We start from the raw sequence: 13,538 nt of genomic DNA on the forward strand, positions 1-13,538 counted from the left end.
TCCATCCAACGGGGCCTGCGAATAGGACACTGCATGGCCGGCGATCAGCACCCCATTGCCCCAATACACCGTATGACGACCTGCACGTACGCTGATCGGTACGTCGCCGAGGTTGAAGCGGGTGAAGGCAAAAGCATCAAGCAGCTCGCCGCTCAAGCCTCGGTGATAGCGCTTTGTGAATCCGGAGCAGTGCCTGCCGCTGTAACTGGAGGTACTCGAGCCAGCCCCCGCGCCGGCGTAGTAGACGTTACCGGAGGCCGTCTCGACATCCGTATCGGCATAGGCCTGGTCATACCAGGCTGCACCGCTGACGCGGAAGCCATGGTACTCCCGGCAGGTCAGTTCGAATTCGCTCATCAGGTCAACGCGGTTGGTCACCACGCCCCCACGATCAAACTTCGAATCGGACTCATCGTAGGTGGCGTTATTGGCCAGGGCACTATCACGCCCTTCAGTCCGGACCCCAAGGTTGTAGCGCAGAGTATTGTCCCTGCGCAGCTTCAGGTCCGGGTTGGCAGTTTCGAACTCCTGCGCCTGGACCATGCCCCCACACGCCAGAGCCGCCAGCATACCCAGCAGCAAATGGCCCCAGATCAGGTTGGCACTCGACATCAGCAGTCTCCGTCTTGCTCGTTGTTATTTTCAGCCGGTGCTGACGGTCTCTCGGCACGACCGCAGTACTAGTAGACGGGAAGGGCGGGGCCGGAAACAACGAATCGGGGTATCGCCGAAACACAGAAATCTATTGCCGAAAAGCACAGGCGAAAACCAAGGCATTAGATTTTCAGATACCTATAAGTAATTTTTATCACTCAACAAAAAATGAACACTAACCAATAATTCGTTCAACAAAATGCGAGACGTCCTGGCGCGGTCGCAACGACAAGAACAATTGGAGGTTAGCCGTGAGCACACCACTCTCCTTGGAAGACAAGTACGTCCAGCAGACCGGAAAGGCCCTGATGACAGGGATCCAGGCACTGGTCCGGCTACCATTGATGCAACGCCAGCGCGACCTCGACAGCGGCCTCGACACCGCAGGCTTTATCTCCGGCTATCGCGGCTCCCCCCTCGGCGGCTTCGACCAGGCGCTGTGGAAAGCCCGCGACCACCTCAAGCAGCACCAGGTGTTGTTCCAGCCGGGGGTCAATGAAGACCTCGCGGCCACCTCGTTGTGGGGTACCCAGCAGGTCAACCTGTTCCCCGGCGCCAAGCACGACGGCGTGTTTGGTATCTGGTACGGCAAGGGCCCCGGCGTGGACCGCTGCGGCGATGTATTCCGTCACGCCAATGCCGCCGGTACCTCACGCTTCGGCGGCGTGCTGGCCATTGCCGGCGATGACCACGGTGCTCGCTCCTCCTCGCTTCCGCACCAGACCGAACACATCTTCAAGGCCGTGATGATGCCGGTGCTGGCACCATCCGGCGTGCAGGAGTACCTTGACTATGGTCTGCACGGATTCGCCATGTCGCGTTACTCCGGGTGCTGGGTAGCGCTCAAGGCGGTAGCCGATACCGTAGAAAGCGCGGCCATCGTCGACCTTGACATCAATCGCGTGCAGCCGGTCACTCCCGATTTCGCTCTGCCCGAAGGCGGACTCAACATCCGCTGGCCGGACCCACCGCTGGCCCAGGAACAGCGATTGCTGGAGCACAAACTCTACGCAGCCGCCGCCTATGCCCGGGCCAACGGCCTCAACCGAGTGACTCTGGACTCGAGTCGGGCACGCATCGGCATCATCACCTCCGGCAAGTCCTATCTGGATGTGTGCCAGGCGCTGGAGATTCTCGGAATCGACCAGGAGCAGGCCGAGCGGATAGGCCTGCGAGTCTACAAGGTCGGCATGGTCTGGCCGCTAGAGGCCGAGGGAGTGCGCCAGTTCGCCGAAGGGCTGGAAGAGATCGTGGTGGTCGAGGAAAAGCGCCACATGATCGAGTACCAGCTCAAGGAGGAGCTGTACAACTGGCGCGAGGATGTGCGCCCGCGCATCGTCGGCAAGTTCGACGACAAGGGCGAGTGGAGCCTGCCGCACACCGATTGGCTGCTGCCGGCAATCAACGACTTGACGCCGGCGCAGATCGCCCGAGCCCTGGCCAAGCGCATCTTGCGCATGCACCCGCACGGTCCGTTACAGATGCACCTGGCGGTGCTAGACGCCCAGTTCGGTTGCAAGCAGCAATTCAGCAACCTGATGGAGCGGGTACCGCACTACTGCTCCGGATGTCCTCACAACTCCTCAACCAAAGTACCGGAGGGCAGCCGAGCTCTGGCAGGCATCGGCTGCCACTACATGGCGGCCTGGATCTATCCGCGCACCGAGACCTTCAGCCAGATGGGCGGCGAAGGCGTGGCCTGGGTCGGCCAGGCGCCATTCACAGAAACCCGCCACGTGTTCGCCAATCTCGGCGATGGCACCTATTTCCACTCTGGCCTGCTAGCCATCCGCGCGGCCGTGGCGGCCAAGGTGCCGATCACCTACAAGATCCTCTACAACGATGCTGTGGCGATGACCGGAGGGCAACCGGTGGACGGCAGCCTGAGCGTGGCGCAGATCTCCCGACAACTCGCCGCCGAAGGCGTTCAGCGTATCGTGGTAGTCAGCGACGATCCGGACAGATACCAGGAGGTACACGACCTGGCAGCCGGGGTACCGGTCCGGCATCGCGACCTGATGGAAGAAGTGCAGAAGCAGCTGCGTGAATTTCCCGGTGTATCCGCGATCATCTATGACCAAACCTGTGCTGCCGAGAAACGCCGCCGTCGCAAGCGCGGCAAATTTCCCGATCCAGCGCGACGGGTAGTGATCAACGAGGCGGTTTGCGAAGGCTGCGGCGATTGCAGTAATAAGTCCAACTGCATGTCGGTAGTCGCAGTGGAGACCGAGTTCGGTAGCAAGCGAGAGATTGACCAGTCGTCCTGCAACAAGGACTTCACCTGCCTCTCTGGATTCTGCCCAAGCTTTGTCACCGTCGAAGGCGGCCGGCTGCGCAAGCCCAAAGCGCTGGTGCAGAGCGCCGGGGATGTCTGGGAGCTTCCCGAGCCGTTGCTGCCCGACCTCGGGCAGCCCTACAGCATCCTAGTCACCGGCGTCGGTGGCACCGGAGTGGTCACCATCGGCGCCCTCCTGGGTATGGCAGCTTTCCTTGAGGGCAAGGGCGTGCTGAACCTGGACATGGCCGGGATGGCGCAGAAAGGTGGCGCGGTTTGGTCACACATCCGCATCGCCGCTCGCCAGGAACAACTGTTCGCCCCCCGCATCGCAGAGGGCGAGGCCAGCCTGTTGCTGGGCTGCGACCTGGTGGTGAGTGCCAACACAGAGACCCTGGCCAAGCTGCGCCAGGGCGTCAGTCAAGCCCTGATCAACAGCGAAGAAAGCATCACCAGCGCCTTCGTCCGCACCTTCGCCCGCCAGGCGGAAACCGGTGACCTGCTGGAAAACCCCGACCCTCGCTTCCGCAGTCACGAAATGGCCGCACAAATCAACGAAGCAGTCGGCGCGGAGCGGGCGGAATTTGTCGATGCCAGCGCGATCGCTACCGCTCTGATGGGCGACTCCATCGCCACTAATACCCTCATGCTCGGCTATGCCTACCAGAAAGGTTGGTTGCCGATAGGCGAGACGGCCCTGCTGGAGGCCATCGAACTTAACGGCACGGCGGTTGAGTTCAATCGCACTGCCTTCGTCTGGGGCCGCCGCTACGCAGTTGACTCGCAACGAGTACGCCAGTTGCTCGCAGCGGGCAGGGTCGAGAGCCGCGACCGGCAGTTGTCGCAGAACCTGGACGAGATCGTTGCCCGGCGCACCAAGTTCCTGACCGACTATCAGGACGCTGCCTACGCCGAGCGCTATCGTAAGCGCGTCGAACGCTTCAGCGTCGCGGAAAGCACCCTCAATGGCCAGCCCGGCGCCCTCACCGAGGCAGTGGCGCGCTATTACTTCAAGGCACTGGCGATCAAGGACGAGTATGAAGTAGCCCGTCTTTTCGCCAACGACGAGTTCATTCGTAAGATCGAGGCAACCTTCGAGGGCAATTACCACCTGAACTTCCATCTGGCCCCACCACTGCTCAACAAGACTGCACCGGGTGTAGAACCGGCCAAGCGCAGCTTCGGTCCATGGATGCTCAAGGGCTTCCGCCTGCTCGCCCGTTTCCGGCGCCTGCGTAACACCTGGCTCGACCCCTTCGCTCGCACCCATGAGCGCAAGGTCGAGCGCGCATGGCTGGAAAGCTACGAGGCGATCCTCGACGAAGTGCTGGCCCGCTTCACTACCGACAACTTTGCCGCTGCGGTGGAGCTAGCTCGATTGCCGGATGCCGTACGCGGCTATGGCCAGGTCAAGGAGCGCTATCTAGCCCACGCCGAAGAGCGCAAGACACGATTGCTAGCCCGGTTGCGTGGTGAAGCACAGTTCCACGACGCCACTCAGACAACTGGCATGAGTGCACACATCCAGGTCACCCAGTTGTGACCACGACGAGAGCTCGGGCCGAAGACAGTTTTATTCGGAGAGGTAGCATGCAAGACGTCGTCGCCGCCGACCGTACCGCCATCGGTGTCTTCCAGGACAGCCTGGCCGACTTCAGTGCCGTCGAATTAGGCAGCGCCGTAATCCGCACCCTGCTAGACAAAACAGGCTTGGCTACAACCTACGTAGATGAAGTGATTCTCTGCCAGGTGCTTATCGAGGGCTGCGGACAGAATCCGGCACGCCGGGCGGCAATCACTGCCGGGCTGCCTTATGTCGTGCCCGCCCATGAGCAAGCTGTGCGGGTCGGGTCTGAGACAGTCGCCATGGCGGCCCAGACGATCCGCTGCCGCGATGGGAATCATGGGTGTTGGCCGGTCCCAGCCAGCCGCAAATACCTGGAAAAGGCCGGCTGGGCACTGGCCGATCTCGACCTGATAGAAGCCAACGAAACCTTCGCCGCGCAGGCTCTGTCAGTTGGCGGGGAGCAGGGTTGGGACATCGACAAAGTCAATGGTGGTGCCATCGCTCTTGACCACCCGATCGACCCTTCCGGCTGCCAGGTACTGGTTCCCCTCCTGTACGAAATGATCCGCCGCGATGCCAGGAAGGGCCTTGTCACGCTGTGCATCGGCGGAGGCCAGGGGCTTGCCTTGACGCTGCATCGAGATTAATCGTGAAACAAACCATATCGACTGCCGAGTCCGACTGCCCAGCCGCCGAATCGATGCTATATCGGCACGAGGAATACACAAAGCCGCAATTGGTCAAACAGCCTTGCGCTCACGAAAGACTTCGTCGGGTGGCACTCCAGCTGTTCGTCGAGCAAGGCTTCCAGAGCGTCAGCCTGCGCCAGCTCGCCAATGCTCTCGGCATGCAGGCCGGATCGCTATACAACCACATGGACAGCAAGCAGGCATTGCTGTTCGAGCTAATCGAAGAGCATGAGTCAGATCTGCTGGACACACTCCGGGCAGAAGATCCGAGTAATGCCAGCGGCTTGCAGCGCCTACGGCAATATATCCATTCACATGTGCACTTCAGTCTTGCTAATCACGGCAGGCAGGTATTATCTCGCCTAGAACTCCGCCAGCTCACCAACGAGCAAAAGAACGCGATAATGGTAATTCGACTGGCTCAGATTGAGCATATGCGGGGAATCATCAAGCAAATATCGAGCAAGTATGTTAGGGATGAGGGAAAACTGACGTTGGTCGTTCGTAGTGTAATGACTATCCTTGACGATTATCCGGAATGGCGCCTACCAAGCCGCCGGCTCGACGCGTTGGTCGAATTTCTGACACAACTTGCAGTAGTGGGTATTACATATCAGAAATTTCAAAAATGAGTACTGCCGGCGCATGGTGAACCTAGCCCCCAAGACGGATGTACCACGTGCAGTCTACATAGGGGGCTAAGCAAAGAAAATTGGCCGATTCAGCTTCATCCTGGCAAACCACCTCGCTTGAAAGAAGCCCACGAATTCGCATTCACATCTGCATCGTAAGCACACAGCCTATTTCTCTAATGATCAGTCAGATAGAAACATCTGAAGAAAGCGGAAAAATTCGGAGAACTCTTCCTCACTGAACCTCGATAGCCGAGAATTCAGCAAAGGGACTATGAACTCAGTCCCCCTGTCAGCTATTCGCTCCCCCTCCGGAGTCAGGCGCAGGACGATCACTCGACGGTCCTCGGTACTCCGGATGCGACGAACGAGTCCTTTGCTCTCAAGCCGGTCAAGCATGCGTGAGACCGAACCAGTGTCGATACAGAAGAGTTTGGATAGCGCCACCGAGGTAATCGCCTCACCTCGGCGTAGAGTTAACAGCACGCCCATTTGCTGCCCAGTAACCCCCAGTTCCTTCAGGGCAGCATCCGCCTCACACGAGACAATGTTCCGCGCCTTGACCAACATGAAACCTATATTCTGGCCAGGCACGAAGTTTTTATTTGAATAATGCACCATCAGTTTGCCACCCTATCTAACAAATCCATCTGATCGAAAAGACTGGAAGCTGTCATTTCTCGCTATGGGTCATTGCTGGCAGACAGCATTAGGAGCCCCAAATCATGAACGAAATACAAAATACTGTTCAAGTGTATCGTAATAAACAATCGATGACATCATGCGTAACGCTGCCCATATAGGTATCTTCTGGACTCTCGCCGGCCGCTTCGAAACCTTCTGCTCGCTGGTAGCGATGTGCCAGCCAAGGCTCCTCCCCCCCGATCAGCGCATGGCAGGTGGTAGGAAACACCATGGCCAACGGGCACGCACAGATACTACTGCACCCCGAACAGCTTCACTCGAGCCACAGAGCGATGCTCCCGAAAAGCACGGATGACAGCTGCGGGAGTGATGGTTGGCGGTGACTTTGGTGGGGCTAAATGCACGGCGAGGGCTAAGCTCGAAGCAACTGTCTGCAGCAGTTGCCACCTCAGACGATTTGACGACTCCTAACAGGGTGCCAGCAATGGACTGCCCCCGACATAGGAGCAAGTGTTCACATCTTTTTTCAGCGGAGCTGCTCACCTCTTCTTAGCTGGCATACTGGCATAACGATCAGCCTACTCTGACCACCACCATACATATGCTTGAAACCATTGAGGCTGGCTTCGCGGTTTGACTGTGTTTGGTGGCGCGACTCAAGGGGATCAGCGAAAACCAGATTGCCATGCCAATACAAAAGAGTAACAAGCAAGTCATTAGGATGCAGCGGAAGATGAAGTACAGCTCCGGAGTCAATACTGCGACAGGAGTGGTCGTTTCTATACTGCCTCCTCAACTTCCTGTCGCAGCCCCTCACGCTGCAAAAGCGTAGCGAGCCAGCGGATCAGCTTTGTAACCAGGACTCAACGACATCGTTGCCATACTCCGCTTTCCAGGCTTTCAATACCTTGTGGTTACCACCTTTGGTTTCTACCATCTCACTAGTATGCGGATTCCTATACACCTTGACAGCACGCGCACGTCGCGTCGATTGAGATATGCGAGCGCCACGCACACCGGCTTCACGTACCGTCTCCGGATCGAGAATCGAAACTATATCTCGTAGCGATTTTCCATAGGCCGCCATCAGTTCCTTGATTTTCGTTTCGAACTCGATTTCTGCCTTGAGCGCGGCATCGTTTTTCAGTGACTCCAAGTGTGCCAGCTGTTCAGCCAGCGCCTTCTCTGCGGCTCGGAACTCGACAAGCTTTGACATTTAACTATCCCTACCCAAGGGATTAACTCAGCGTTCAGACTATACCGTAGAAGTAATCTACGCACCAAAGGGAGATCATCGCCAAGTATTTCTCTTCTCTGTCCAGTGCGCTGCCAACCAACGTCTCTACAAAAAGACACGCCACAACAAGCGCCAACTTCACAAGCAGTACGACCGCACAGCCACACCAGCATATGGGATGACCTCTACGGTAGTCGAATCGAGTATTGCTGCTACGATTCGTAGCAGTGATGCAAAAGTTACCCTCACAGTTAGCTCTCTTCGGAAACAAACACAACGAATGTCTAATCCCTAGCAGGGTAGCGGAGGCTTGCATTCCTCCGCAAAACACAGGAGTGTATTCAGTAGAGATACAGTCATAGCAAGGAGATCCTGTGGGGAGCAAGATACCTCGAGCACTCATCCAAGGGTTGGGCGGCATCACTGCGCTACAGTATGAAGCGCTCAGCACAAGCCCCCAACCCTACTGCGACTCCCATGTGTGCAATGCAGAAATAAGCTTTGTCAAACGACACCTTCGAAAATGCGCCGACCAGACGATAGAGGTTCTCCCTTGCTATCGCCTGAAGAAGAGCTCAGAGCATCACCAGAACTGTAAATACAACTTGAAAGGTGCGCTTTCGGTTGTTGCAAGAGAATCTGATTCCGACTTATTTGGCGCGATCGAAAACGCACGCTACGAATTGCGTCTCCACATTCTGCAAAATGCATATTGGGAGTCTACAAAGGCGGCTTTCGAACGAAAAGCTAGACCACCGCGCCCAGACACCCCAGAGAAGAGCTACTCCAGCCATGGGAAGCTCAGCACCTATTTAAAAACACTCAAACAGATACTTGAGCTTCGCAATCTTTGCGCAAACAATGAAGAACTAAAGGAACTCATCACCCTAGATCACAAAGGAATGAAAGTCCCGTGGTCAAGATTTTTCTTTGACCATGAGAATCTCCATACTTTTCTCAAGTACTACCCCAAAGACCAATACACCATTCCCCTAGCTATTAACGGCCACATTGACAGAATCGAGCAGCCTTCGACCCAACGGAAATATCATACACTCAAGCTCGTCCCCCCATTTGTCAGCCCAAACGCCCAGAACGTCATCAAGAAACCTCAACCCCAGATCGTTGTCACCACTCCCGATCTCGCCACACATTTCAACCCAGGGGAGGAGTACATCTTTTTCGGTATCTGGAAACCATCCATTTCATACAAGAAAACAGAAAAATATCATTGGGAAAACCAACGAATAGAAATGTACATCAAGAACAGCGAGCACTTTATACGCTGCGAAGAGAACTAAAAACAGCGAGAACAGACAACTATGGCCCAATATAAATATTCGCAAATCTTGCAGCAGAACAATCATCCCGCCTTTGATGAAACACACGCGCCCGGCGCAACGGCAACCAATCCGGGAATTTACCGATGCACCGCCTGCGGAGATGAAATCGCAATTGCCAAGGGGCACACACTGCCGCCACAAAACCATCACCAACACGCACCAGGGGCCGGTAAGATTCAATGGCAGTTGGTCGTCTTCGCCCAACAGCGGTCATAACCTCACCTCGGGAAAGACTAAGCGCACTCTCCTCGCCACATGCAAGTATGGCGCGCTCCCATGCCCGAGTCATCGAACAACGAGACGGTTGCAGCCTTCAAGACGGCGCAACCGCTTCCTCCAGGAGATTCAACAGACCACGCCCCCCAAGACTGGTAGACGTTAATCAGCGCCTGTAGAACTAACGCTCACTATTCGGTTCGGCCCCAGCAGTCCCATGGCCCCATAGAGTAGCCAAGTTGCCATGCGCTCCAGATAATCAAGGGCCTCATCTTGGACAAACTCCCGGTAACAGCATCGTCTTGCCGGTGGCAGCCGGCCATGATTCGCGAGGCATAGCAGCACCATGTCATGCAGTAGATAGCCACGAACGTCATAACGGCGATCCACTGCCCTGAGGAGTGTTCGATAACACGCCACATAGACATAGGCAGAGGGGCCAAGGGAAGCCTTGCGACTCATCCTTGAGCCCCTGCTAGCCAAGACTCGATGAACTGGAGTACGTGGTCGGTCTTGCCCGCACTGACCAACTCTTCTGCCGTTCGATAATCGAAGGCCGGCAGCGGCTCGTTACGGAAACAGAAAATCACGCGGTCGAGCGAGGAACCACTCTCCGCTAACATCAGTACCACCCGCAGCGCATCCCGGATAAACGCCTGCACTGGCGCCGACTCCGGCGTATGCGAGAGCTCCCTGCACGTCACGCCCGCCCGAGCCGCCAAGGTTTCCGGGTGCATGGCGAACACCTGAAGGTAGCGCTCCAGCGAAACGCTTACTCCATCCGCAGCGCGCAGGTACTCCATCAGCGCTGGTACCGACATCCTCGGTAAATCCACGGCGTCCATAACACCCCTCGTTGTCCGCCCCTTTGAATGCAGCATGCGCGCAAATGGCCAACCTGAGTAGTACGACTACTCGCGCAATGCTTGTCGGCAGTCCTCTTGCCGCAAGGAAATCTTCACGGCCGCCGCCCGCCTGAAAGTTTTCCTCACTCCCCGCAGAAAATCTTCACTTCGGGGGTTCTGGTCGATTTTTTCTTCAGCCACCTTCCCCCTGGCGCGTCACGACCGGGAGGGCTGGCGCAGCAATTCGCCGAAGGGCATCTCCGGCTCGATATAGCGCAAGGCCGAACGCCCATCACGCCAGCCGACATACTCCATCAGGGCCTTCTGACTCCAGCGATTGTCGCTGGCCCAGGTCGCAAAACCACGACGCAGCGAGTGGCTGCTATAACGCTCAGCCGCCAAACCACTGTGCAGCAGCGCCTGGCGCAAGATGCGTGACACGCTGTTCGGGTGCAGCGCCTCCTCGGCCAGATGCCCCCAGCGATCCAGCGCCCGAAACACCGGCCCCTGCTGCAGGCCAGAAACGGCCAGCCAGGTCTCATAGGCCTGCACCGGGCACAAACGCTGCAAGGCCGGTACGCTGAAGTGTTGCCCGCGGTTCTCGCGATCCCCCTTGCTGCGCGGGACGAAGACCACGAGCTTTCGCGACGGCTGCACGTGGATGTGTTCCACCTGCAGTCGGCACAGCTCGTCGCTGCGAAAGGCCCGCCAGAAGCCCAATAGGATCAGCGCGCGATCACGGTGAGCGCGCAGTCGTTCAGCGGCATCCTCCGACTGCTCGCACTGCTCCAACCATTCCACACATTGGTTCAACGCCTGCAGTTGCAACGGTTCTGCCTGCCGCTCCACCTGCGGATGTTCGGCTCGGATACCACGAAACACCTCGCGCACCCGCAACGATTTGGTGGGATCGACAAAGCCATTGCGCGTATGCCATTTCGCCAACGCCGCCAAACGCCCGCGCAGCGTGCTGCTCGACAACTCACCGGCGTAGTCCGCCAGGTAGGCCGCAACAGACTCGGCAGTCGCCGGCAGGAAACCACCCCAGACCACCTCGAAATGCTCCAGGGCCTGGCGATAGCGGCGCAGCGTACTGTCACGCGTGCCGGCCTGGATATAGTGCGTCACCCGGTCAGTCGCCATGAGCCACCTCCCGCGTACCGAATAACCGCCTATAACGGTGCTTTTCACGCCTCACGTTAGAGAAATCCCAATTCTCTAACGTCAGTTCGTCAGCTGTTGATGCCAAAATTCGGCGGCAGTACACCTGTAATTCCATACTCCATGACACGCTACGAAATTGTCGGAGGTCGCCATGGCCAATGCCGGAGTCAACAAAGCCTTGGTCAAACAGGCTCGCGATGCGCTGCTTGCGCGAGGCTTGCGCCCTACCATCGACAACGTCCGTATCGAGCTAGGTAACACCGGATCCAAAAGCACCATTCAACGCTATCTGAAGGAACTCATTAATCAGCCTAGACCTGATCCAACGCCCTCGTTGATTCGGGAGCTCGAGCATCTCTTGCTACCCGTGGCGGAACGTCTGCAGGCCGCGGCCGAGGACGCGATCATCACGCAACGCGAAGCCCTGGCGAGAGAGAAGGAGGAGTTTCGCCATCAACGACAACTTCAGGTCGAGCGGATCCAGCAGTTGCAGGAGCAAGTCAGCCAGCTGAAGCAACTGGCGCAAGAGCAACGTGAGCGTGAACACCTGTTGCTGAATCAACAGCAACACGGGGAAGTCGAGATTCGCCGCCTACTGCAAGCCGACACCAATGCTCAACTGTTGCTGGAGGAGCGTGCGGCACAGCTGCGATCGCTAGAAGAGAAGCTTCGACATGCGCGCGACTCCCTCGAACATTATCGGCAACACCAACAGGAGCTAAGAACCCAAGAACTGAGCCGCCATGAAGCGCAACTCCAACAGTTAAAGAAGGAGCTTCGCATCGTGCGAGACCAGTTGATGAGCCAGCAAAACGATGTCGTCGCCCTCAATCGCGCCAATGAACGACTCATCGCCGAAGCTCAAATGCTGACTCAGCGGGAGTTTGAGAAGGAGCGGGAACTGCGCGAACTGCACGCGCAAATCGAACAGAGCCAAGCGGCATGGAACACCGAACAGGCACATCTGCAACGCGCGCGGTTGGATGCAGAGGAAGAAGCATCATCGCTGAAAAAGCGCCTCCGTCCGCACCTAACAGCGCTACGCGTGCAACAACACCAGTTGCGTGACCAGCGCCGTCAAATCGAACAGTTGCAGACGGTACTGCAACACACGCTTCCTGAACGAATTGCTCAGGCCAGTACCCTCGCCAGACAAGAGACCCGGTAAGAGTGACGCCTTGGTGTGCACCCTACGCGACAAACTGCAGTTGAGTTCGCCGCTGGTAGTCTAGTGCCCGTCTCGCACTTTGCAGCAACGCAGTGGAACAGGGCCTTCTACTCCCCTGCGTACTGTCAATCAGCAGCACCTTGAGTTCGCAAGCCCAATGACGATCCATTAGCTTCCAGAGTAGTTCATAGCCTCGATCATCCGCGTCTTTTGCCCACTGCATTTCACGCATCAGGCAAAACAAATAATTCCTGAATTTGATGGATTGATGAAGTGCTTCGGCGGTTTCTGGCCAATTATTTATGACGATATCCTGACGCTTAGCGAGCAGAGAACTCAGCACTTCATACAGTTCCGTCGAAACGAAGCAAAGTGGTTCGCGCAAACAAGCTATCTCAAAGTAATTCGAAAAATTCTTCTGCAACCATAGACTGTGCAGCTGCCACTTCAAAGAGAATGAGAAAAGCATCGCCAATAGCAATCCAAAGCGCTGCCAGCTCGGCACGCCGCAAAGGCGTTCCATGTCTGGATTGGAGAAGCCGGCAATATCATGACCGTTCAGTTTAAAGTGTTCCACAAGGCTATCGGTAGGTTGTTGAGTGGCCAGCACCCTTAGAACATCCCAGAGTGGATTATTATAGACCTCGGACAACATCTGAAACTCCGCGCACAAGCGAATACGCACTTCATCTCGGATTTTTCCGCCCCGAAAACAGACCCGCCAGTCTTGATAAGGATTGTCCATCAGTCCGTTCAGTACTTGACGATCAGCCCACATATTCCCTGCGGTCATTAGGGCATAGGGTTTATGCGCACAACCAAACACCTGAGGCAACGAGTGCCCCATGAAGAGCGAACGCAAACGCGTGACATGCCGCGTTGGCTGCCTGCCTAGCTCCATCGACCCGTACCGTACCAAGCAGAACACCCCCTCACCATACGCCTAGCAAATGCTAAAGCAACACCCCTATCTAAGCCCCGGTTTAGACGCATTTAGCCTCAAGAAAAAATTCGAAATTCCGTATTACACCGGGCCGTAAAGAGGAGGACTCTCGACCTTGAGTGTCGACACATGGCGAGGATGCGAATTGCTCTCGTCGCGT

Annotated in this window: 10 protein-coding genes and 1 pseudogene; 5 read left to right on the forward strand and 6 right to left on the reverse strand. The window is 56.8% G+C overall.

The features are described 5' to 3' along the window. Positions 1-3: 3 nt before the first annotated feature. A pseudogene (locus PcP3B5_RS32455) lies at positions 4-612 on the reverse strand (DUF1302 domain-containing protein); the annotation flags it as partial. 293 nt (positions 613-905) lie between these two features. On the opposite strand from PcP3B5_RS32455, the gene PcP3B5_RS20795 reads away from it, so the two are divergent. Genes PcP3B5_RS20795 through PcP3B5_RS20805 form a run of 3 tightly spaced genes read left to right on the forward strand, consistent with a single transcriptional unit; the run spans position 906 to position 5,817 of the window. After that, complete coding sequence (locus tag PcP3B5_RS20795) at positions 906-4,472, forward strand: indolepyruvate ferredoxin oxidoreductase family protein (RefSeq protein ID WP_058490477.1); 3,567 nt, start codon at positions 906-908, stop codon at positions 4,470-4,472. Positions 4,473-4,519: 47 nt separating this feature from the next. Continuing rightward, a complete protein-coding gene (locus tag PcP3B5_RS20800; RefSeq protein ID WP_058490479.1) occupies positions 4,520-5,143 on the forward strand; it encodes a thiolase family protein in 624 nt (207 codons plus the stop codon). Between the two features lie 2 nt (positions 5,144-5,145). Continuing rightward, positions 5,146-5,817, forward strand: a complete 672-nt coding sequence (locus PcP3B5_RS20805; protein ID WP_082816378.1) for a TetR/AcrR family transcriptional regulator — start codon at positions 5,146-5,148, stop codon at positions 5,815-5,817. 183 nt (positions 5,818-6,000) lie between these two features. On the opposite strand, the gene PcP3B5_RS32660 is transcribed toward PcP3B5_RS20805, so the two are convergent. Together PcP3B5_RS32660 and PcP3B5_RS30970 are read right to left on the reverse strand one after the other, a co-directional pair. Beyond that, complete coding sequence (locus PcP3B5_RS32660) at positions 6,001-6,438, reverse strand: MarR family winged helix-turn-helix transcriptional regulator (protein WP_061562292.1); 438 nt, start codon at positions 6,436-6,438, stop codon at positions 6,001-6,003. A gap of 868 nt (positions 6,439-7,306) precedes the next feature. Then, entirely contained in the window at positions 7,307-7,678 is a 372-nt protein-coding gene (locus PcP3B5_RS30970) for a histone-like nucleoid-structuring protein, MvaT/MvaU family (protein WP_082816379.1), read from the reverse strand. A 395-nt stretch (positions 7,679-8,073) separates the two neighbouring features. Here PcP3B5_RS30970 and PcP3B5_RS31860 point away from each other — a divergent pair, with 395 nt between their 5' ends. Further along, positions 8,074-9,000 (forward strand): hypothetical protein, encoded by a 927-nt coding sequence (locus PcP3B5_RS31860; RefSeq protein WP_064987638.1) that lies wholly within the window; start codon positions 8,074-8,076, stop codon positions 8,998-9,000. A 716-nt stretch (positions 9,001-9,716) separates the two neighbouring features. Here PcP3B5_RS31860 and PcP3B5_RS20820 read toward each other — a convergent pair. Continuing rightward, positions 9,717-10,103 carry a hypothetical protein gene (locus PcP3B5_RS20820; protein ID WP_058490487.1) on the reverse strand — a complete coding sequence of 129 codons (387 nt, stop codon included), beginning with the start codon at positions 10,101-10,103 and terminating at the stop codon, positions 9,717-9,719. Between the two features lie 216 nt (positions 10,104-10,319). Further along, entirely contained in the window at positions 10,320-11,246 is a 927-nt protein-coding gene (locus PcP3B5_RS20825; protein ID WP_058490489.1) for a site-specific integrase, read from the reverse strand. Positions 11,247-11,418: 172 nt separating this feature from the next. On the opposite strand from PcP3B5_RS20825, the gene PcP3B5_RS20830 reads away from it, so the two are divergent. Further along, positions 11,419-12,435 carry a DNA-binding protein gene (locus PcP3B5_RS20830; protein WP_061562293.1) on the forward strand — a complete coding sequence of 339 codons (1,017 nt, stop codon included), beginning with the start codon at positions 11,419-11,421 and terminating at the stop codon, positions 12,433-12,435. Between the two features lie 22 nt (positions 12,436-12,457). Here PcP3B5_RS20830 and PcP3B5_RS31570 read toward each other — a convergent pair whose 3' ends face one another. Beyond that, a complete protein-coding gene (locus PcP3B5_RS31570) occupies positions 12,458-13,180 on the reverse strand; it encodes a type 2 periplasmic-binding domain-containing protein (protein WP_145923931.1) in 723 nt (240 codons plus the stop codon). Positions 13,181-13,538: the final 358 nt, after the last annotated feature.

Source organism: Pseudomonas citronellolis (assembly GCF_001586155.1).
Lineage (GTDB): Bacteria > Pseudomonadota > Gammaproteobacteria > Pseudomonadales > Pseudomonadaceae > Pseudomonas > Pseudomonas citronellolis.